Below are 18,853 nucleotides of genomic sequence, written 5' to 3' on the forward strand. Positions count from 1 at the left end.
GGCGTGCCTCCCGAGTGAGGCTTCCGACCAGGCGGGGGATGCGCGGGCGGGAGTTATCCACAGGCGGCCGGGCCGGTCATCCACAGGGGCAGACGGCCACCGGTGAACGGCGGTACCGTCGTCGGCAGTTGATGTTGGACCGGGCGTCGGGCGGCGGCTTCCGGCCAGGGCGGGGGAGGCTTTGCGCCATGGGAGAGATCGAAGCGACAGTGCCGGTGCAGCGGGCTGTGGAGGCTGATCCGCGCATTCCGGTTGTGCCGGGGTTCGCCCGCCGCGCACACCCGAAGGAGTGGGGCGGGCCGCAGTCGCCGAGAGATTCGGGCAAGGCGCTGCGTGAGCGGGTGCCGCGGTCCTCGCACGAGTCCCTGGTCCTGCCGGCGGGCCGGCCCGATGCGGTGCGGGCGGTCGAGGAGTCGAACCGGGGCCGGGTGCCCGCGCTCACGCCGATCCGGGTGGGGCGGATGGCCGCCACCCCGTTCGCCTTTCTCCGGGGTTCGGCCGGGCTGATGGCTCACGACCTGGTGGGCACCCCGGTCACCGGGGTGGGCGCCCAGCTCTGCGGCGACGCGCATGCGGCCAACTTCGGGCTGTACGGCGATGCGCGGGGCAGCCTGGTCATCGATCTGAACGACTTCGACGAGACCGTGGCCGGCCCGTGGGAGTGGGACCTCAAGCGCCTCGCCACCTCGCTGGTGCTCGCAGGCCGTGAGGTGGGCGCGAACGAGGAGACGTGCCGCAGAGGCGCGTACGACGCGGTGGGTGCCTACCGGCGGACGATGCGGCTGCTGGCAAAGCTGCCCGCACTCGACGCATGGAATGCCATCGCCGACGAGGAGCTCGTCTCGCACACGGACGCGCGGGATCTGCTCGGCACACTGGAGCGGGTATCGGAGAAGGCCCGTAACAACACCAGTGCCCGCTTCGCCGCGAAGTCCACGGAGGACTCAGGGGACGGCGGCCGCCGGTTCGTCGACGCGCCGCCGGTGCTGCGCCGGGTGCCGGACGAGGAGGCCGCAGCCGTGGCGGCCGGGCTCGGTGACTACCTGGGCACCGTCTCGCAGGACCGGGTGCCGCTGCTCGCCCGCCATGCGATCCACGATGTGGCGTTCCGGGTGGTCGGCACGGGAAGCGTGGGCACCCGGTCATATGTGGTGCTGCTGCTGGACCACCGGGGTGAGCCGCTGGTGCTCCAGGTGAAGGAGGCCAGGCCCTCGGTCCTGGCACCCCATCTGCCGGCCGTGGGGTTCGATGTCCCGGAGGTGGGGCATGAAGGGCGCCGGGTCGTGCTCGGGCAGAAGCGGATGCAGGTCGTCAGCGACATCCTGCTGGGCTGGACGACGGTGGACGGGCGGCCGTTCCAGGTGAGGCAGTTCAGAAACCGCAAGGGCAGCGTCGACCCGGCCGCCCTGGCGGCCGACCAGGTCGACGACTACGGCCGGATGACCGGTGCGCTGCTGGCCCGGGCCCATGCGCACACTGCCGATCCGAGACTGATCGCGGGCTACTGCGGCAAGAACGACGAGCTGGACGAGGCGGTGGCGGCGTTCGCGGTGACCTACGCGGACCGCACGGAGGCGGATCACGCCGATCTTGTGCAGGCGATCGGCGCGGGCCGGATAGCCGCCGAGCCGGGGGTGTGACGCCCGTTCCGCCGACCGCGCGTCTTCGGGGCACCGGCTGTGGCCATACGCTGGACGGGTGACCCACGAAGCCGCCGGGGTGCCGACCACCCGGAACGACGATGACCGGCAGGACCACGACCGGCAGCCCGGCCGGGCGGCCGACGCGCCTGCGGAGACCACTGCCACCGGCGCCCCGGTGGCGGGCGACGCTGCCGCCGAACCCGGGGCCGGTGTTGCGGGTGCCGGTGTCGAGGACGCTGCCGCTGTGGATGCCGACGCCATCGCTGCGGATGCCGGTGCCTCGGCCTCCGACGCCGCAGCAGCCGGTGCCGGAGCCGACGGAGCCGTGGGCGGGACGGCTGACGGGGTTGCTGACGGGGGCTCCGACGGTGTTGCGGGCGGAACTGACGAGCAGGCTCGTCCCGAGGCGCGGCTGGCGAATGCTGTGCGGGTGGCCGAGCAGGCCCTGATCGAGTTCGAGATCGCGGTGGAGACCTTCCGGGTCGAGGTGGAGAACTTCTCCCGGCTGCACCACCAGCGGCTGGGGCCGATGTACGCGCGTCTCGACGAACTCGATGCGCAGATCGCTGAGGCCCGGGCTGCCAGGACCGGCGATCCCGAGGATCTGCGCAAGGCGCAGGAGGCGCGGTCCATCGTGATGCCCATGCCGGGTGTCGACGAGCTGTTCCACGACTGGATGGACTCCGACGGGCTCTCCCCCGAGGCGAGCGCGATGCTGACCGAGCAGCCCGTCCGGCCCCCCAAGCGGGTCAGGCCGACCGAGGAGGCCCGCAAGCTGTATCGCGAGCTGGCCCGCAAGGCCCACCCCGATCTGGCTCAGGACGAGACGGAGCGGGCCCGCCGGGACGAGTTCATCACCCGGGTCAACGCCGCGTACGGGCGTGGGGACGAGGCACTGCTCAAGGAGCTGGCCCAGGAGTGGGCGGCCGGGCCGGCGGTTCCTGAGGCGCAGCTCGGCGAGGCCGACGAGCTCTACGCCCGGCTGAACTGGCTGACCCAGCGCAAGGAACTGCTGACCGTGCTGGCCCAGGAGCTGGAGCAGAGCGCGATCGGCGCCATGCTCCGGATGGCCCCGGACGATCCGGACCACCTGCTCGAAGAGATCGCCGAGCAGCTGCTGGGTGAGGTCTCCCGGCGTGAGGCTGAGCTGGCAGCTCTGGTGCAGTAGCGTTTCCGGTGACTTCGGAGCGCATTTCCCGAGCGCATTCACGAGAGAAGGCATGACCCATGAATTTCGGCCCGCTTCCCACGGTCGACGTCGCGGCGGTGCCGGCGGACGGCTTCGTGCTGGACGTCCGGGAGGACGACGAATGGGCGGCTGGGCACGTCGATGGCGCCCTGCACATTCCGATGAGTGACTTCGTGGGCCGCTTCGGCGAGCTGACCGAGGCAGCGGAGGACGGCCGGCGTGTGCACGTGATGTGCCGGGTCGGTGGCCGGTCGGCCCAGGTCACCCAGTACCTGGTGCAGCAGGGCATCGACGCCGTGAACATCGACGGCGGCATGCTCGCCTGGGACGGTGCCGGTCGACCGATGGTCACCGACAGCGGCAACCCGGCCTTCGTCGTCTGAACCGGGTCGAGCCGAGCCGGGTCGAGCCGGGCCGAGTTCGGCCCGGGAGGGCGGGGCCGGGCAGCTGAGCTCAGGGCCCGGACCGGCTCCTCGGGGCTGAGCAGGCCTCTGGGCGCCCCAGGCGGGCCGGGTCGGCTGGGCCGAGACCTGCCGCACGTGCCCGCCCCGTCCGGGCGCGATACGGGGTGGGCCAGGATGTGTCTGGCTCCTCGGTGTGCTCAGTCGAGGGAGTGCGCAGCCAACAGATCGCCCAGCGCCTCCTCGTGGGCTGCGGCCGGGCCGAGAGAGAGTTCGATCTGCTTCGCCCAGGCGTGGAAGCGGTGGAGGGGATAGTCGGTGTCCGCACCGAAGCCGCCGTGCAGGTGCTGGGCCGTCTGTACGACCCTGCGGACCCCGTCGGATGCCCAGATCTTCGCAACGGCGACATCGCCTGCAGGGGGCAGCGTGCCGCTCCCGCCGGTGGCGATCCGCCAGGCCGCCTGCCAGAGGGTCACCTCCATGGCGCGCAGATCGATATAGCGGTCCGCGGCCTGCACGGCGACGGATTGGAAGGTCGCCACGGGGAAGCCGAACTGTTCGCGCTTTCCGGTGTACTGGCTCGTCATGGCCAGCACGGCTTCCCCCAGTCCCAGCGCGAGCGCACACGTTCCGGTGGTGAGCAGCGCGTGCAGCCACTCCCAGGCACCGGCGGTGTCAATCAACTGGCGTCGCTCGATCCGTACCGAGTCCAGCCGTACCTCGCCGAACGGTTCGCCGCTGGTCGAGACCTGCTCGGCGATCGTGACGCCGTCGTGGCCGCGGCGGACCAGGGCCAGGACTGCCCGGCCCTCCTCGGTGTGGGCGGGTACCGCGATCCAGTCCGCGGTCCGCGCCCACGGCACGGCCGACTGCACACCGTCGAGTACCCAGATAGTTTCCGAGCCGTCCCGGCCGGCTCCGTCGGCCCGGCTTCCGTCGGCCTCGCTCCGGGCGGCGGCCGGGCGTGCGGTGACGGAGAGTTCGGCCGGATCGTGGCCTGAGCGCCCATTGGCTCCGACGGTGAGAACCAGCTCGCCCCGGACGACGGCGGGCAGCAGTTCGGCGGCCAGCTCCTGGTCGCCGAAGCGCTCGAGCGTCATCGACACGGCGCACGTCTCCAACAGGGGAACCCGTGCAAGGACCCTGGCGGACTCGCGCAGCACCAGGCAGAGCGCGATCAGGTCGAGCCCGGCCCCGCCGTGCTCCGGCGACAGCGTCAGGCTCAGCAGGTCTCCTGCGGCGAGACCGGCCCACAGCGGGCGGTCCAAGTCCTCGGCCACCGCGCCCGGCACCAGCGCGGGGCTGGGGACCGCGTCGGGCGCCACGCCCGAGAAGACCGCCCGTGCCGCCTCGACGGCTGCCTGCTGTTCCTCGGTGAAGGTGAAGTCCACTGTCCTGGCCTCCCGCGAACCGCTGCGCCCGTACCCGGACCTGACGGTTCGTCAAGATAGAACAGGTTCTACAAGAAGGGAACAGGTGCGGCGCGCGGCGCGCAGCGCGTGCGGACGTCGGACCTCGGCCGGCAGGCATGCGCCAGTCGATCGGCAGGCATACGCCCGGCCTCCTCAGCGGTCGAAGTCGAGCTCCACCTCCCCGGTCACCGGACGGGACTGGCAGGCCAGTACATAGCCAGCACCCGTCTCTTCCGGTTCCAGCGCGAAGTTGCGGTCCATGCGCACCTCGCCCGACACCAGGAAGGCCCGGCACGTCCCGCATACGCCCCCCTTGCAGGCGTACGGCGCGTCCGAACGGCTGCGCAGCACCGTCTCCAGCAGCGATTCGCCCTCCTGCACCGGCCACTTGCCCGAGCGGCCGTCCAGGGTCGCCGTGAGCATGCTGCCGGCCGGGGCTTCGATCCGGGGCAGTGCGGATGCACCCGGTCCGTCCTCGACGTGGAAGATCTCCTGGTGGACGAGAGTCCGGTCGACGCCCAGATCCTGCAGCGCACTCTCGGCCGACCGGACCAGGCCGAGCGGGCCGCACAGATACCAGCCGTCCACCTCGGCCACCGGCAGCAGCGCGGGCAGCAGGCCGGTGAGCCGCTCGCGGTCCAGCCGGCCCGAGGGGAGCCCGGCCTGCTGCTCCTCCCGGGAGAGCGCGGTGACCAGCTGGAACCGGTCCGGGAAGCGGTCCTTGAGGTCGGCAACCTCATCCAGGAACATCGTCGACGCGGCGGTCCGGTCGCTGCGGATCAGGCAGAACGAGGCGTCCGGTTCCCGGGACAGCAGCGTCGCCGCGATGGACAGCACCGGGGTGATCCCGCTGCCGCCGACGACCGCGGCGAACCGGCCGGCGCGCGGGGTGAGCACGAAGCGGCCCATCGGGGGCATCGCCTCGACCTGATCGCCGACGGCCAGCTCCTTGAGCGCGTACGTGGAGAACACGCCGCCGTCGACGAGCCGGATACCCACCCGCAGGCGCGGGGCGGCCGGCTGCTCGGTGGCCGGTGCGCAGATCGAGTACGAGCGGCGGACTTCCTCGCCGTCGACGGAGTAGCGGACATTGAGGTGTTGGCCGGGCTTGTGGCGGAAGGTCTCGCGCAGTTCCGGCGGTACGGCGAAGTCGACGGCGACCGAATCGTCCGTGAGCCGTTCGATCGCGCTGACCCGGAGCGGATGGAACATCTACAACTCCTTGAAATGGTCGAACGGTTCGCGGCATGCCACACATCGGCGCAGCGCCTTGCAGGCCGTGGAGGAGAACCGGCTCAGCAGCTCCGTATCGGTGGAACCGCAGTGCGGGCAGCGCACCGACAGGGTGAGCGGCACGGGCCCGGCGGAGGGGGAGGCGGCATCGTGCGGCCGCGGGGGCGCTATGCCGAACTCGGTGAGCTTGCGGCGGCCCTCCGCGCTGATGTCGTCCGTGGACCAGGCGGGCGCGAGGACGGTGACCACGGAGACCTCGGTCATGCCGTGATCGAGCAGCACGCGCTCGATGTCCGTGGACATGGTCTCGATCGCGGGGCAGCCGGTGTAGGTAGGGGTGAGCCGGACCGTGACGCGGCCCGGTGCGAGCACCTCCACACCCCGGAGCACACCCAGCTCCTCCAGGGTCAGCACCGGCAGCTCCGGGTCGGGGACGGAGCCCGTGAGGCTGCGCAGCTCCTCCTCCAGCGGCGTCCACGTCACCATGACGCCCCCGGGTGGCTGCGGTGCAGGTGCTGCATCTCGGCGACCATCCGGCCGAAGGGCTCCGTGTGGATTCCCTGCCGGCCCGCTCCGGCCGTCCAGGCGCCTGCCCGAGGGCCGGACGGTACGGTCAGCGTGGCCCGTTCCAGTACTCCGGTGACGGATGCCGTCCAGCCGCTCTCCAGCGTCGTCCAGTCCACCTCGACGCCCTCGACCGGCTGGAACAGCTCACCGGTGAAGCGCCACAGCGCGTCCACCGCGCGCTGCATCCGGTCGTGGCTCTCCGCCGTGCCGTCGCCGAGGCGCAGCGTCCACTGCTCGGCGTGGTCACGGTGGTAGGCGACCTCCTTGACCGCCTTGGCCGCGATCCCGGCGAACTCGCCGTCACCGGCGGCCAGCTGCTCGTACAGCCCGTGCTGGTGGACGGAGAAGTAGAGCTGGCGGGCGATGGTGTGGGCGAAGTCGCCGTTCGGCTGCTCGACCAGCTGGACGTTGCGGAAGGCACGCTCCTCGCGCAGATACGCCAGCTCGTCCTCGTCACCGACGAGGGAGAGGAGCAGGCGGGCCTGGCCCAGGAGGTCCAGCGCGATGTTGGCGAGGGCCACTTCCTCCTCCAGCACGGGGGCGTGGCCTGCCCACTCCCCCAGCCGGTGCGAGAGCACCAGCGCGTCGTCGCCGAGGGCGAGGGCCGCGGTCACAGGTGCTTCACCCCGTCCGGGATCTTGTAGAACGTGGGGTGGCGGTAGGGCTTGTCGCCGGCCGGCTCGAAGAACGTGTCCTTCTCGTCCGGCGAGGACGCCGTGATCTGGGTGGACGGCACCACCCAGACGGAGATCCCCTCGGACCGGCGGGTGTACAGATCGCGCGCGTTGCGCAGAGCCATCTCGGCGTCCGGGGCGTGCAGGCTGCCGGCATGGGTGTGGGAGAGCCCGCGCCGCGAGCGTACGAACACCTCCCACAGCGGCCAGTCGGTCGAGCTGCTCATGCTGTCGCCTCCCCGTTCTGTACGACATTCGGTACGACATCCGGTACGGCATTCGGTACGGCTGTCTGCTTCTGTGCGTAGGCGGTGGCCGCGTCACGGACCCAGGCGCCTTCCTCGTGCGCCCGGCGGCGCTGGGTGATGCGCTCCTCGTTGCACGGGCCGTTGCCCTTCAGGACCTCCTGGAACTCCGTCCAGTCGATCGCGCCGAAGTCGTGCTGACCGCGCTCCTCGTTCCACCGGAGATCCGGGTCGGGGAGGGTGAGGCCGAGCACCTCTGCCTGTGGGACGCAGATGTCGACGAAGCGCTGCCGCAGCTCGTCGTTGGAATGCCGCTTGATCTTCCAGGTCATCGACTGGGCGGAGTGCGACGAGGCGTCGTCCGGCGGGCCGAACATCATCAGCGACGGCCACCACCAGCGGTTCACCGCGTCCTGGGCCATCTCGTGCTGAGCGGCCGTACCGCCACTGAGGGCAAGCAGCAGCTCGTAGCCCTGGCGCTGGTGGAAGGACTCCTCCTTGCAGATACGGACCATCGCGCGGGCGTACGGACCGTAGGAGCAGCGGCAGAGCGGCACCTGGTTGGTGATCGCGGCGCCGTCCACCAGCCAGCCGATCGCGCCGACGTCCGCCCAGGTCAGGGTGGGGTAATTGAAGATCGATGAATACCTCTGGCGGCCCGCGTGCAGCTTGTCGAGCAGCTCCTCGCGGCCGGTGCCGAGCGTCTCGGCCGCGCTGTACAGATACAGGCCGTGCCCGGCCTCGTCCTGCACCTTGGCGATCAGGATGGCCTTGCGGCGCAGCGAGGGCGCGCGGGTGATCCAGTTGGCCTCGGGCTGCATGCCGATGATTTCGGAGTGCGCGTGCTGGGCCATTTGCCTGACCAGCGAGGCGCGGTAGGCATCGGGCATCCAGTCCCGCGGCTCGATGCGCTCTTCGGCCGCCACCGCGGCGTCGAAGGCCGCCGCCTGGGCCTCTTCTGCCCCATCCGTACTGCCCGCTGTCGCCTGCGCTGTCTGGCCCGCAGTCACTGCCGCCATCCCGGACTCCCTACCGACCGATCGTTCGGTTCAATGTCTTCAATGGTGAGTCGGCGGCCCGTAGGGTGTCAACCCTGTGGATAACTGACCGGGATCGACGGGGATCGGGGCGGGATGGATTCGTACGACGACAGGGGCGTCGGCGACGGCGACGGACGCGTTGCCGGTCTCGATTCAGGGACGGTTCCTGAGCCGCGCAGCGAGGCGCGTAACGAGGCGAGTGCCGCGCCGCGTACGGGGCCGGGCTCCGAGGCCGGTCCGGCGCCGGACCGTCGTACCGGGCCGGACCGTCGTACCGGGCCGGACCGTCGTACCGGGCCGGACCGTCGTACCGGGCCGGATGTGAGTACCGGGCCGGATGTGAGTACCGGGCCGGATCCGGTGGCAGGCGCGGCGCCTCGTGCCGGGATGGCGGGGCTGTCGTTTCCCTACCAGGTTGCCGCCGCCGTGGCACTGTCGGTGATCGGGCTGCTCACCTGCGTTCAGCTGGCGATGGTGTTTCTGCACGTCGCCCCGTCCAACACGCTGACCAAGCAGCACGGCAAGGCGGTCGACCAATGGGTCTACCCCGAGTTCGAGCAGAACTGGAAGCTCTTCGCCCCCAACCCGCTCCAGCAGAACATCGCTGTGCACGTCAGAGCTGAGATAGCCGCTGCCGACGGCCGCCGCACCACGCCGTGGATGAACCTCTCGGGTGAGGACGGCGAGGCGATACGCGGCAATCTGCTGCCCAGCCACGTCCAGCAGAACGAACTCCGCCGCGGCTGGGACTTCTACCTCGGCTCCCACGACGACCGGAACCGTGCCAACGGGCTGCGTGGGACCCTCTCCGAGCAGTACATGCGCCGGATAGTGATGCTGCGCCTCGGTGAACACGACTACGGCGGCACCGTCGAACGCATCCAGATCCGCTCCGAGGTGCGGTCCGTCGCGGCGCCGGCGTGGAGCGACGAGAAGATCAGTGTGAAGCCGTCCTACCGGGTGCTGCCCTGGTGGACCGTCACCGCGGCCGACCTCCCCGAGGGCTCGGCGGACCAGAAGGAGACGGACCAGTGAGTACGCCCGGCCCCGACCGCAGGCTCGCCCGCGGTATCCAGCGCATCACCGCCTCGTCCCTCGGTCCGTACCAGAGTGCCGTCATCCGGATCGGTTTCTCCGCCACGTACCTGCTGTTCCTGCTGCGGGAGCTGCCGCACCGGCGCGAGATGTACGGACCCGATGCCCCGTGGCGCTGGGACATGGCGGAAAAGCTGATCTCGAACAATCAGGCCTTCACCACCCTGATGTGGTCGGACAGCACCGTCTGGTTCGAGGTCGTCTACGCGCTGGCGTTGCTCTCCGCCGCGCTGCTGATGGTGGGCTGGCACACCCGAGCCATGTCCGTCCTGTTCATGGTGGGCGTGCTCTCGCTGCAGAACCGCAGCATCTTCATGGGCGACGGTGGTGACAACGTCCTCCATCTCATGGCGATCTACATGGTGCTGACCCGGTGCGGGCAGGTCTGGTCGCTGGACGCCCGCCGTGCGGCGCGCAGAGCGCAGGCGGAGCAGAGTGCGGACGTGGCCGGGGACCGGCACGGAGACGTGGCCGGGGACCGGTACGGAGACGTGGCCGGGGGCGCGGAGCCGGTCGGCAGCGCCGGGAGCGGGCGTCCGCTGCGCGGTGATGTGGTGGGCCCGTTGATGTGGGTGGCGTTCGGTGCCGTACTCCTCGGGGCCACGCTGACGGACAGCCTGGGCGGAACGGTCTGGCTGCCGGTGCTGTTCTGGGTTCTGTGGATCGGCCACGCCGCCTGGTGGGCCGTGAACCGGTACGCGCCGCACAGCGAGCCGCGCATCCTGCTCGACGTCATCGCCAACCTCGCCCACAACGCCACCCTCGTCGTGATCATGGCTGAGGTCTGCCTGATCTACTCCACCGCGGGCTGGTACAAGATCCAGGGTTCGAGGTGGCAGGACGGCACGGCGTTGTACTACCCGCTCAAGCTCCACTACTTCACGCCGTGGCCCGGCCTCTCGGACCTCCTCGCCTCCAGCGGGGTGATGGTGATGGTGCTGACGTACGCCACGGTCATCGTGCAGGTCGCGTTCCCGTTCACCCTGTTCAACCGGCGGGTCAAGAACATCCTGCTCGTCGCGATGATCTGCGAGCACGCCGGGATTGCCCTGCTGCTGGGGCTGCCGTTCTTCTCGCTGGCCATGATCGCCGCGGACGCCGTATTCCTGCCGACCGTCTTCCTCGTGTGGCTGGAGGGCCGGGCTGCACTCGGCCGGGATGTGCTGTTCCGGGAGCGGGGCAGGGTGCCGGAGCCCAGGGACGGTGCCGAAGGCCGGGAGGCACCGCAGCATGATGGCGGCAGGGGCCATACGCTCGTCGGGTGAGCAGCGAGAACGGCAGTACCGGTAGCAACGGCAGCACTAGCGGCATCAGCGGCATCAGCGGTACCGACAGTGATCTGTCGACCGATGGTTCTGTTACGGCAGGGCTGCCCGCGGTGGACGGCGCGTCCGTGGCGGGCGAGCCGGCCCAGTACGACGACGGGTTCGGGGCGGAGATCGGCGTCGGGCCGCACCCGCTCCCCTGGCCCGAGGGTGAGCGGTACGACCCCGAGCTGCTCGCGCACGGCGACCGGCGCAATGTGGGCGACGGATACCGGTACTGGACCCGGGAGGCGATCGTCGCCGATCTGGATCTGCGGCGGCACGACTTCCATGTGGCGGTGGAGAACTGGGGCCACGACTTCAATATCGGCTCGGTGGTGCGCACAGCGAACGCCTTCCTCGCCAAGGAGATCCACATCGTGGGGCGGCGGCGCTGGAACCGTCGCGGGGCGATGGTCACCGATCGCTACCAGCATGTCCGTCACCACCCCGACACCGCTGATCTGACCGCCTGGGCGGCGGCCGAGGGGCTGCCGATCATCGGCATCGACAATCTGCCGGGCGCCGTGCCGCTGGAGCGGACCGAGTTGCCGCGGCGGTGTGTGCTGCTGTTCGGGCAGGAGGGCCCGGGGCTGACCGAGGAGGCCCGTAAGCATGCGTCGATGGTGTGTTCCATCGCGCAGTTCGGGTCCACGCGGTCGATCAATGCGGGGGCGGCTGCGGCGATTGCGATGCATGCGTGGGTGCAGCGGTATGCGGATATCTCTGGGGCGGGGGTGTCGGGCCCGGCTCCTGAGTGAGGGCCCCGGCCCGTGCCCGTCGAGGGCGAGTGGGTGGCTGGGTGCGGGTGGGGGCGGGTGCGGGTGGCGGTGCCTGCGGCGGCTGTCCCCTACCCGCCCCTTCCCGTAACCGGGGGCTCTGCCCCCGGACCCCCGGTCCTCAAGCGCCGGACGGGCTGGGTGGGGCCCCGGTCCTCAAGCGCCGGAGTGGCTGCGATTGCATAGCTGGGCGGGCGGGTCAGCGTTGGCGGCGGGTTTCCAGGGTGCGGAAGCGGTTGGAGACGAAGGCTCCGTCGCACAGGGCCGCGTTGGCTGCCGGGTTTCCGCCCGAGCCGTGGAAGTCGGAGAAGGCCGCCGTCTGGTTCACGTACACCCCGCCCGTCAGATTCAGCGAGAGCTGGGCCGACTCGTCCAGACAGGCTTCCACGACCGAGCTCTCCGCCTCCGGCGAAGTCGTGTAGGCGCCCACGGTCATCGCGCCCTTGTCGCGGATCGTGCGGCGCAGCAGCTGCACCGCGTCCGCCGTGGAGTCGACCGCGACCGCGAAGGAGACCGGGCCGAAGCACTCCGACAGGTAGGGGGAGTCGTCGTCCGGTTTGGCGCCGTCCAGCTTGACGATCAGTGGCGTACGGACCACCGCCTCCGGGAAGTCGGGGTTGGCCACTTCCCTTGAGGGGAGGGCGACTTCGCCGAGCTGCGCGGCCGCCTCCAGGCGGGCCCGCACCTCCGGGTTGACCAGGGCGCCGAGCAGGCCGTTGGCCCGTGCGTCGTCGCCGAGGAGTCCGGTGACCGCAGCGGCGATGTCGCCGACCACGTCGTCGTAGGTCTTGTCTCCGACGTCCGTCGTGATCCCGGTGCGGGGGATCAGCAGGTTCTGCGGGGTGGTGCACATCTGGCCGCTGTACAGGGAGAGCGAGAACGCCAGATTGGCGAGCATGCCGCGGTAGTCGTCGGTGGAGTCGAGGACGATCGTGTTGACCCCGGCCTTCTCCGTATAGACCTGTGCCTGGCGGGCGTTGGCCTCCAGCCAGTCACCGAACGCGGTGGAACCCGTGTAGTCGATGATCTTGATCTCGGGCCGTACCGCCAGGGATTTGGCGATGCCCTCGCCCGGGCGCTCGGCTGCCAGAGCGACCAGGTTGGGATCGAACCCCGCCTCGGCGAGCACCTCGCGCGCCAGCCGGACGGTGAGGGCCAGCGGAAGTACCGCGCGGGGATGCGGCTTGACCAGGACGGGATTGCCGGTGGCGAGAGAGGCGAAGAGGCCCGGGTAGCCGTTCCACGTGGGGAAGGTGTTGCAGCCGATCAGCAGGGAGATACCGCGGCCCGCCGCGGTGAACGTCTTGTGCAGCTCGATCGGGTCGCGCTTGCCCTGCGGCTTGGACCAGTCCGCTGTACGAGGAGCGCGGATCTGCTCCTCGTACGCATACGCCACCGCCTCCAGGCCGCGGTCCTGGGCGTGCGGGCCTCCGGCCTGGAACGCCATCATGAAGGCCTGTCCGCTGGTGTGCATCACCGCGTGGCCGAACTCGTGGGTACGGTCGCTGATCCGGGAAAGGATCTCCAGACAGACCAGGGCCCTGGTCTCGGGGCCCGCCTCGCGCCAGGCCGGCATCCCCGCGCGCATCGCCGGAATCAGGACGTCCATGTCGGCGTGCGGATACTCGACGCCGAGCGCCGGCCCGTACGGGGAGGTCTCGCCGCCCGTCCATCCGTCGGTGCCCGGCTGGCCGAGGTCGATACGGGTGTGCAGCACGGCGTCGAAGGCGGCCTTGCCCTCGGCGGCGCCCAGGCTGCCCGGGGAGCCGCCCTCGCCGTACGCCTTCGGGTGCTCGGGGTGCGGGGACCAGTAGGCACGCGAGCGGATCGCGTCGAGGGCCCGGTCGAGCGTGGGGCGGTGCTTCTCGGTCAGCAGGTTCGGGGAGAGCTCGGCGGCCATGACGGACCAACTCCTCATCGAGCTGGGCAGGGACGGGCGGACAGAGTTAGAGTAACCGAACGATCGGTCGGGACAAGGGGCCCCACGAAACCTGTGGACAACTCGTAGGGGAGGATCGCTGGCATGACCACGGCCAAGCGGGACACGTACACCCCGGAGACTCTGCTCACCGTCGCTGTCCGTGTCTTCAACGAACGCGGCTACGACGGCACGTCCATGGAGCACCTGTCGAAGGCGGCGGGGATCTCCAAGTCGTCCATCTATCACCACGTGGCCGGTAAGGAAGAGCTGCTGCGGCGAGCGGTCAGCCGGGCGCTGGACGGGCTGTTCGGAATCCTCGACGAATCGGGTGCGACGCGGGGGCGAGCCATCGCGCGCGTCGAATACGTCACCCGTCGTACGGTCGAGGTGCTGATAGCCGAACTGCCCTACGTCACGCTGCTGCTGAGGGTGCGGGGCAACACGAAGACCGAGCGCTGGGCGCTGGAGCGACGGCGCGAGTTCGACCAGCGGGTGGGCGATCTGCTGAAGGCCGCGGTCGCGGACGGCGACCTCCGCTCCGACGTGGACATACGCCTTGCGACGCGGCTGCTTTTCGGAATGGTCAACTCCCTGGTGGAGTGGTATCGGCCGCTGCCTGACGGCGGTGTGGAGCGCGACCAGCTCGCGGAAACCGTCGTCCGGCTGGCCTTCGACGGCATGAAGGCCAGTCGGTGAGCCCAGTCGTTGGGTCCAGTTGTTGAGTCCAGTTGTTGAGCTCAGCTGTCGAAGGCGGTCGTTGAAGTCCAGTCGTTGAGCCTTCGGGGTGCTGGGGGCTGCCGATTCGTTGCTCCTCCCGGCCCTGCTGCCCCTCAGGTGAGTTCTGCGGGGCGGTCGGAGCCCGGGGCCAGGTCCGTCTCCTCGAACACCAGCAGGGTGCGGGTGGACAGCACCTCGGGAATGGACTGGATCCTGGTCAGGACCAGCTCGCGCAGTGACCTGTTGTCCTGCGTGTGCACCAGCAGCAGGACGTCGAAATCGCCACTGACCAGGGCGATGTGCGTGGCTCCCGGCAGCGCCTGGAGCTGCTCGCGAACGGTGCGCCAGGAATTCTGGACGATCTTGAGCGTGATGTAGGCGGAGGCCCCCTGTCCGGCCCGTTCGTGGTTCACCCGCGCGCTGAAGCCGCGGATCACCCCGTCGTCGATGAGCCGGTTGATCCGGGCGTACGCGTTGGCGCGCGACACATGGACGCGATCGGCGACCGACCGTATCGAGGCGCGGCCGTCCGTCTGGAGCAACCGGACGATGGCGCGGTCGATGGAGTCGAGCGGCCGTGCCGGAGGAATCCGTCCGGGGTCCTCGCCGCCGTCGGCCATTTGTTCAGCTGCCATGTTCCCGCGCCTCCCTGTCCTGGACGAGATGTCTCCATCCCAGGGTGTGGAGAACCGTTTGTCCACAGGCTGACGGCGCCTGTAGCCAAAATGCGCTCGCGACCGAACAATCGGTAGGTGAGTCGCACCACATTCGTGGATCGCGCAGTACTTGATATTTGGACATATTTCGCCACCCCTCGATATCGGGGTATCACTCGATGTCGACAGCTGCCGCTCGATACCCCTCGATGCCAGGAGGTGCTTGTCATGACGGTCCAAGAGCTGCCCGGCGCGGCCGCCTACCGGCCCACGCCGCCCCCGGCATGGAAGCCGCTCACCGACCCCGCGCCGCTGCTCCCGGACCCCGAGCCGTACCGCGTGCTCGGTACGGACGGCGCAGCCGGAGCAGACCCCGAGTTGTTGCTGCGGCTCTACGCCGAGCTGGTGCGCGGCCGGCGCTTCAACACCCAGGCGACCGCCCTCACCAAGCAGGGCAGGCTCGCCGTCTATCCGTCGAGCACGGGGCAGGAGGCCTGCGAGATCGCGGCCGCCCTGGTGCTCCAGGAGCGGGACTGGCTGTTTCCCAGCTACCGCGACACGCTCGCGGCCGTGGCACGTGGGCTGGATCCGGTCGAGGCGCTGACGCTGCTGCGCGGTGACCGGCACACCGGCTACGACCCGCGCGAGCACCGCATCGCCCCGCTCTGCACCCCGCTCGCCACCCAGCTGCCGCATGCGGTGGGCCTGGCGCACGCGGCGCGGCTCAAGGGTGACGACGTGGTCGCGCTCGCCCTGGTCGGCGATGGCGGGACCAGCGAGGGCGATTTCCACGAGGCGCTGAATTTCGCCGCGGTCTGGCGGGCCCCGGTCGTCTTCCTCGTGCAGAACAACGGCTTCGCCATCTCCGTGCCCCTGGCCAAGCAGACCGCGGCACCCTCGCTGGCACACAAGGCCGTGGGATACGGGATGCCGGGCCGGCTGGTCGACGGGAACGATGCGGCGGCTGTGCACCAGGTGCTCTCCGAGGCGGTGGAGCGGGCCAGGAGCGGCGGCGGACCGACGCTCGTGGAGGCCGTCACCTACCGGATGGACGCGCATACGAACGCCGACGACGCGACCCGCTACCGCGGCGACAGCGAGGTCGAGGCGTGGCGGGCGCACGATCCGGTCCAGCTCATGGAGCGGGAGCTGACCGGGCGCGGGCTGCTCGGTGACGACGGCATCGAGGAGGCCCGTGCGGCCGCCGAGCGGATGGCCGCCGGACTGCGTGAGCGGATGAACGCCGACCCGGTGCTCGACCCGATGGATCTCTTCACCCATGTGTACGCGGAGCAGACCGCCCAGTTGCGCGAGCAGGCGGCCCGCCTGCGGGTCGAGCTGGACGCGGAGAACGAGCAGCACGGTACGGACGACGGGGGAGCAGGGCGATGACCACGGCAGCTGCCACGGCCGGCGAGCGGACGACAAAGGCCAAGCCCGCCACCATGGCCCAGGCCCTTGGGCGCGCGCTGCGCGACTCGATGGCGGAGGACCCCTCCGTGCACGTCCTCGGGGAGGACGTCGGCACGCTCGGCGGCGTCTTCCGGATCACCGACGGCCTGGCGAAGGAGTTCGGCGACGACCGTTGCACGGACACCCCGCTGGCCGAGGCGGGCATCCTCGGCGCGGCCGTCGGCATGGCGATGTACGGGCTGCGGCCCGTCGTGGAGATGCAGTTCGACGCCTTCGCCTATCCGGCTTTCGAGCAGCTCACCAGCCACGTCGCCAAGATGCGGAACCGGACCGGGGGCGCCATGCCGCTGCCGATCACGGTCCGGGTGCCGTACGGCGGCGGAATCGGCGGCGTCGAGCACCACAGCGACTCCTCGGAGGCGTACTACATGGCGACCCCGGGTCTCCATGTCGTCACGCCTGCCACGGTCGATGACGCGTACGGGCTGCTGAGGGCCTCGATCGCCTCCGACGACCCGGTGGTCTTCCTGGAGCCCAAGCGGCTCTACTGGTCGAAGGCGGACTGGTCGCCGCAGGCGCCCACCGCGGTGGAACCCATCGGGCGGGCCGTCGTGCGCCGCCCCGGGCGCAGCGCGACGCTGATCACGTACGGGCCGTCCCTGCCCGTCTGCATGGAGGCCGCCCAGGCCGCGGTCGAGGAGGGCTGGGATCTCGAAGTCGTGGATCTGCGCTCGCTGGTGCCGTTCGACGACGAGACGGTGGCCGCTTCCGTGCGGCGTACCGGCCGCGCGGTCGTCGTCCACGAGTCCACCGGCTTCGGCGGCCCGGGCGGTGAGATCGCGGCCCGGATCACCGAGCGCTGCTTCCACCACTTGGAGGCTCCGGTGCTGCGCGTCGCCGGATTCGACATCCCGTACCCGCCGCCGATGCAGGAGCGCCACCACCTGCCGGGTGTGGACCGGGTGCTCGACGCCGTCGCACGACTGCAGTGGGAGGCGGAGCACTGATGCCGCAGGTTCTCGAATTCAGGCTTCCGGATCTCGGCGAGGGGCTGACCGAGGCCGAGATCGTGCGCTGGCTGGTGGAGGTCGGCGATGTCGTCGCCATCGACCAGCCGGTCGTCGAGGTCGAGACGGCCAAGGCGATGGTGGAGGTGCCGTGCCCGTACGGGGGCGTGGTGACCGCGCGGTTCGGCGAGGAGGGTACGGAACTCCCGGTCGGCACTCCGTTGTTGACGGTCGCGGTCGGCTCCGTGGAGCCGTCCGGGGGTGGGGATACGGCGGAATCCGGGGCCGGTACGGGGACCGCCGAGGCGGATGTGGCGGGGTCCGGCAATGTGCTGGTTGGGTACGGGACCGGCGCACCGCCGGTCCGTCGCAGGCGGGTCAGGCCGGAGGGGCTCTCGACGCCCGCCACCACCGCAGCGCCTGTTGCACCTGCTGCTTCTGTTGCACCTGTTGCTTCTGCACCGGCTGCATCGGCTGCATCCTCTGCGTCCGCTGCTGTTTCTGATGAGGGGCGGGGGCCGGTGGCCGTCGTCTCGCCGCTGGTGCGCAAGCTCGCGCGGCAGCACGACCTCGATCTGCGGCAGCTCGCGGGATCCGGGCCCGACGGGCTGATCCTTCGGGCCGACGTGGAGTCCGCCATCCGGTCCGGGAGCATCGCCTCGCACGAGGCCGAGGCGATGTCCAGGGAGCAGGCACGTACGGCCGACGCGCCCGCACGCACTGCCGATGCGGCGGTACGTCCGGCTGAGGTGCAGGCACACGCGGCCGGTGAGCGGATTCCGTTGCGCGGTGTGCGGGGCGCGGTCGCCGACAAGCTGGCGCGCAGCCGGCGCGAGATCCCCGACGCCACGTGCTGGGTGGACGCGGATGCCACGGAGCTGATGGCGGCCCGCGCCGCGATGAACAGCGCAGGCGGCCCGAGTGCCGGGCCCAAGGTGTCGGTGCTCGCGCTGCTCGCCCGTATCTGCACAGCGGCTCTGGCCCGGTATCCCGAGCTCAACTCCACGGTGGACCAGGAAGCACGCGAGATCGTGCGGCTGTCCGGTGTCCACCTCGGATTCGCGGCCCAGACCGAGCGGGGGCTCGTCGTCCCGGTCGTACGGGACGCGCAGGCGCGCAACGCGGAGTCGATCGGGGCGGAGATCACCCGGCTCACCGAGGCCGCCAGGACGGGAACGCTGAAGCCGGCGGAGCTGACCGGCGGCACGTTCACGCTCAACAACTACGGGGTGTTCGGGGTGGACGGGTCCACCCCGATCATCAACCACCCCGAGGCGGCGATGCTCGGGGTCGGCCGGATCGTCCCCAAGCCGTGGGTGCACGAGGGCGAACTGGCCGTGCGGCGGGTCGTCCAGCTCTCGCTGACCTTCGACCACCGGGTGTGCGACGGCGGCACGGCGGGCGGCTTCCTGCGCTATGTGGCCGACTGTGTGGAACAGCCTGCGGTGCTCCTGCGGACGCTCTAGCTGTATTAACCACGAGCGTTGTTGACGCCAGGGTCTTGATCAAAGGCGAAGACCTCCGGTGTGGTGGAGCTGTCTAGGACTGCACCGCACC

18 protein-coding genes are annotated in these 18,853 nt (G+C 70.5%); 10 read left to right on the forward strand and 8 right to left on the reverse strand.

Annotated features, from left to right (window positions below):
• Positions 1–188: 188 nt before the first annotated feature.
• Genes ACFVW8_RS09310 through ACFVW8_RS09320 form a run of 3 tightly spaced genes read left to right on the forward strand, consistent with a single transcriptional unit; the run spans position 189 to position 3,215 of the window.
• Positions 189–1,640, forward strand: coding sequence for a DUF2252 domain-containing protein (locus ACFVW8_RS09310; protein WP_389687743.1), 1,452 nt, complete (start codon positions 189–191; stop codon positions 1,638–1,640).
• A gap of 58 nt (positions 1,641–1,698) precedes the next feature.
• Entirely contained in the window at positions 1,699–2,811 is a 1,113-nt protein-coding gene (locus tag ACFVW8_RS09315; RefSeq protein WP_389687745.1) for a J domain-containing protein, read from the forward strand.
• 59 nt (positions 2,812–2,870) lie between these two features.
• Complete coding sequence (locus tag ACFVW8_RS09320) at positions 2,871–3,215, forward strand: rhodanese-like domain-containing protein (RefSeq protein WP_389687747.1); 345 nt, start codon at positions 2,871–2,873, stop codon at positions 3,213–3,215.
• A gap of 218 nt (positions 3,216–3,433) precedes the next feature.
• Here ACFVW8_RS09320 and ACFVW8_RS09325 read toward each other — a convergent pair whose 3' ends face one another.
• The 6 genes from ACFVW8_RS09325 to paaA form a co-directional block, all read right to left on the reverse strand.
• Positions 3,434–4,624, reverse strand: a complete 1,191-nt coding sequence (locus tag ACFVW8_RS09325; RefSeq protein WP_389687749.1) for an acyl-CoA dehydrogenase family protein — start codon at positions 4,622–4,624, stop codon at positions 3,434–3,436.
• 174 nt (positions 4,625–4,798) lie between these two features.
• Positions 4,799–5,857: a 2Fe-2S iron-sulfur cluster-binding protein gene (locus ACFVW8_RS09330; protein WP_389687751.1), complete on the reverse strand. Its 1,059-nt coding sequence runs from the start codon at positions 5,855–5,857 to the stop codon at positions 4,799–4,801.
• Positions 5,858–6,364: a 1,2-phenylacetyl-CoA epoxidase subunit PaaD gene (gene paaD, locus ACFVW8_RS09335; RefSeq protein WP_389687753.1), complete on the reverse strand. Its 507-nt coding sequence runs from the start codon at positions 6,362–6,364 to the stop codon at positions 5,858–5,860. It lies immediately after the preceding gene.
• The gene (paaC, locus tag ACFVW8_RS09340) at positions 6,358–7,059 is read right to left on the reverse strand and encodes a 1,2-phenylacetyl-CoA epoxidase subunit PaaC (RefSeq protein WP_389687755.1); all 702 of its coding nucleotides are present in this window, start codon (positions 7,057–7,059) and stop codon (positions 6,358–6,360) included. Before paaC ends, paaD begins: the two co-directional genes overlap by 7 nt.
• Complete coding sequence (gene paaB, locus ACFVW8_RS09345) at positions 7,056–7,346, reverse strand: 1,2-phenylacetyl-CoA epoxidase subunit PaaB (protein ID WP_389687756.1); 291 nt, start codon at positions 7,344–7,346, stop codon at positions 7,056–7,058. Before paaB ends, paaC begins: the two co-directional genes overlap by 4 nt.
• The gene (gene paaA, locus ACFVW8_RS09350) at positions 7,343–8,383 is read right to left on the reverse strand and encodes a 1,2-phenylacetyl-CoA epoxidase subunit PaaA (protein ID WP_389687758.1); all 1,041 of its coding nucleotides are present in this window, start codon (positions 8,381–8,383) and stop codon (positions 7,343–7,345) included. The genes paaB and paaA overlap by 4 nt, the downstream gene beginning before the upstream one ends.
• A 114-nt stretch (positions 8,384–8,497) precedes the next feature.
• On the opposite strand from paaA, the gene ACFVW8_RS09355 reads away from it, so the two are divergent.
• The 3 genes from ACFVW8_RS09355 to ACFVW8_RS09365 all read left to right on the forward strand — a co-directional run bounded on the left by ACFVW8_RS09355 (position 8,498) and on the right by ACFVW8_RS09365 (position 11,564).
• Positions 8,498–9,439 carry a DUF5819 family protein gene (locus ACFVW8_RS09355; RefSeq protein ID WP_389687760.1) on the forward strand — a complete coding sequence of 314 codons (942 nt, stop codon included), beginning with the start codon at positions 8,498–8,500 and terminating at the stop codon, positions 9,437–9,439.
• Positions 9,436–10,764, forward strand: a complete 1,329-nt coding sequence (locus ACFVW8_RS09360; protein ID WP_389687762.1) for an HTTM domain-containing protein — start codon at positions 9,436–9,438, stop codon at positions 10,762–10,764. The genes ACFVW8_RS09355 and ACFVW8_RS09360 overlap by 4 nt, the downstream gene beginning before the upstream one ends.
• 104 nt (positions 10,765–10,868) lie before the next feature.
• Positions 10,869–11,564, forward strand: a complete 696-nt coding sequence (locus ACFVW8_RS09365) for a TrmH family RNA methyltransferase (RefSeq protein ID WP_389687781.1) — start codon at positions 10,869–10,871, stop codon at positions 11,562–11,564.
• 217 nt (positions 11,565–11,781) lie between these two features.
• Here ACFVW8_RS09365 and paaN read toward each other — a convergent pair whose 3' ends face one another.
• Positions 11,782–13,482, reverse strand: a complete 1,701-nt coding sequence (gene paaN / locus ACFVW8_RS09370; RefSeq protein WP_389687764.1) for a phenylacetic acid degradation protein PaaN — start codon at positions 13,480–13,482, stop codon at positions 11,782–11,784.
• A gap of 123 nt (positions 13,483–13,605) precedes the next feature.
• On the opposite strand from paaN, the gene ACFVW8_RS09375 reads away from it, so the two are divergent.
• The gene (locus ACFVW8_RS09375; RefSeq protein WP_389687766.1) at positions 13,606–14,199 is read left to right on the forward strand and encodes a TetR/AcrR family transcriptional regulator; all 594 of its coding nucleotides are present in this window, start codon (positions 13,606–13,608) and stop codon (positions 14,197–14,199) included.
• Between the two features lie 134 nt (positions 14,200–14,333).
• On the opposite strand, the gene ACFVW8_RS09380 is transcribed toward ACFVW8_RS09375, so the two are convergent.
• Positions 14,334–14,840: an Lrp/AsnC family transcriptional regulator gene (locus tag ACFVW8_RS09380; RefSeq protein WP_389687783.1), complete on the reverse strand. Its 507-nt coding sequence runs from the start codon at positions 14,838–14,840 to the stop codon at positions 14,334–14,336.
• A 264-nt stretch (positions 14,841–15,104) separates the two neighbouring features.
• Here ACFVW8_RS09380 and pdhA point away from each other — a divergent pair, with 264 nt between their 5' ends.
• Genes pdhA through ACFVW8_RS09395 form a run of 3 tightly spaced genes read left to right on the forward strand, consistent with a single transcriptional unit; the run spans position 15,105 to position 18,762 of the window.
• Positions 15,105–16,268: a pyruvate dehydrogenase (acetyl-transferring) E1 component subunit alpha gene (pdhA, locus tag ACFVW8_RS09385; RefSeq protein ID WP_389687768.1), complete on the forward strand. Its 1,164-nt coding sequence runs from the start codon at positions 15,105–15,107 to the stop codon at positions 16,266–16,268.
• Positions 16,265–17,296: an alpha-ketoacid dehydrogenase subunit beta gene (locus ACFVW8_RS09390; protein ID WP_389687770.1), complete on the forward strand. Its 1,032-nt coding sequence runs from the start codon at positions 16,265–16,267 to the stop codon at positions 17,294–17,296. Before pdhA ends, ACFVW8_RS09390 begins: the two co-directional genes overlap by 4 nt.
• Positions 17,296–18,762, forward strand: coding sequence for a dihydrolipoamide acetyltransferase family protein (locus tag ACFVW8_RS09395; protein ID WP_389687773.1), 1,467 nt, complete (start codon positions 17,296–17,298; stop codon positions 18,760–18,762). Before ACFVW8_RS09390 ends, ACFVW8_RS09395 begins: the two co-directional genes overlap by 1 nt.
• Positions 18,763–18,853: the final 91 nt, after the last annotated feature.

Source organism: Streptomyces sp. NPDC058221 (assembly GCF_042882365.1).
In the GTDB taxonomy this organism is placed as follows: Bacteria; Actinomycetota; Actinomycetes; order Streptomycetales; family Streptomycetaceae; genus Streptomyces.

Bases quoted from the DNA above. Each gene is read 5' to 3' on its own strand.
- ACFVW8_RS09310 (WP_389687743.1), top strand. From the start codon at position 189: ATGGGAGAGATCGAAGCGACAGTGCCGGTGCAGCGGGCTGTGGAGGCT.
- ACFVW8_RS09320 (WP_389687747.1), top strand. From the start codon at position 2,871: ATGAATTTCGGCCCGCTTCCCACGGTCGACGTCGCGGCGGTGCCGGCG.
- ACFVW8_RS09330 (WP_389687751.1), bottom strand. From the start codon at position 5,857: ATGTTCCATCCGCTCCGGGTCAGCGCGATCGAACGGCTCACGGACGAT.
- paaD (WP_389687753.1), bottom strand. From the start codon at position 6,364: ATGGTGACGTGGACGCCGCTGGAGGAGGAGCTGCGCAGCCTCACGGGC.
- paaB (WP_389687756.1), bottom strand. From the start codon at position 7,346: ATGAGCAGCTCGACCGACTGGCCGCTGTGGGAGGTGTTCGTACGCTCG.
- paaA (WP_389687758.1), bottom strand. From the start codon at position 8,383: ATGGCGGCAGTGACTGCGGGCCAGACAGCGCAGGCGACAGCGGGCAGT.
- ACFVW8_RS09355 (WP_389687760.1), top strand. From the start codon at position 8,498: ATGGATTCGTACGACGACAGGGGCGTCGGCGACGGCGACGGACGCGTT.
- paaN (WP_389687764.1), bottom strand. From the start codon at position 13,482: ATGGCCGCCGAGCTCTCCCCGAACCTGCTGACCGAGAAGCACCGCCCC.
- ACFVW8_RS09375 (WP_389687766.1), top strand. From the start codon at position 13,606: ATGACCACGGCCAAGCGGGACACGTACACCCCGGAGACTCTGCTCACC.
- ACFVW8_RS09380 (WP_389687783.1), bottom strand. From the start codon at position 14,840: ATGGCCGACGGCGGCGAGGACCCCGGACGGATTCCTCCGGCACGGCCG.
- pdhA (WP_389687768.1), top strand. From the start codon at position 15,105: ATGACGGTCCAAGAGCTGCCCGGCGCGGCCGCCTACCGGCCCACGCCG.
- ACFVW8_RS09390 (WP_389687770.1), top strand. From the start codon at position 16,265: ATGACCACGGCAGCTGCCACGGCCGGCGAGCGGACGACAAAGGCCAAG.
- ACFVW8_RS09395 (WP_389687773.1), top strand. From the start codon at position 17,296: ATGCCGCAGGTTCTCGAATTCAGGCTTCCGGATCTCGGCGAGGGGCTG.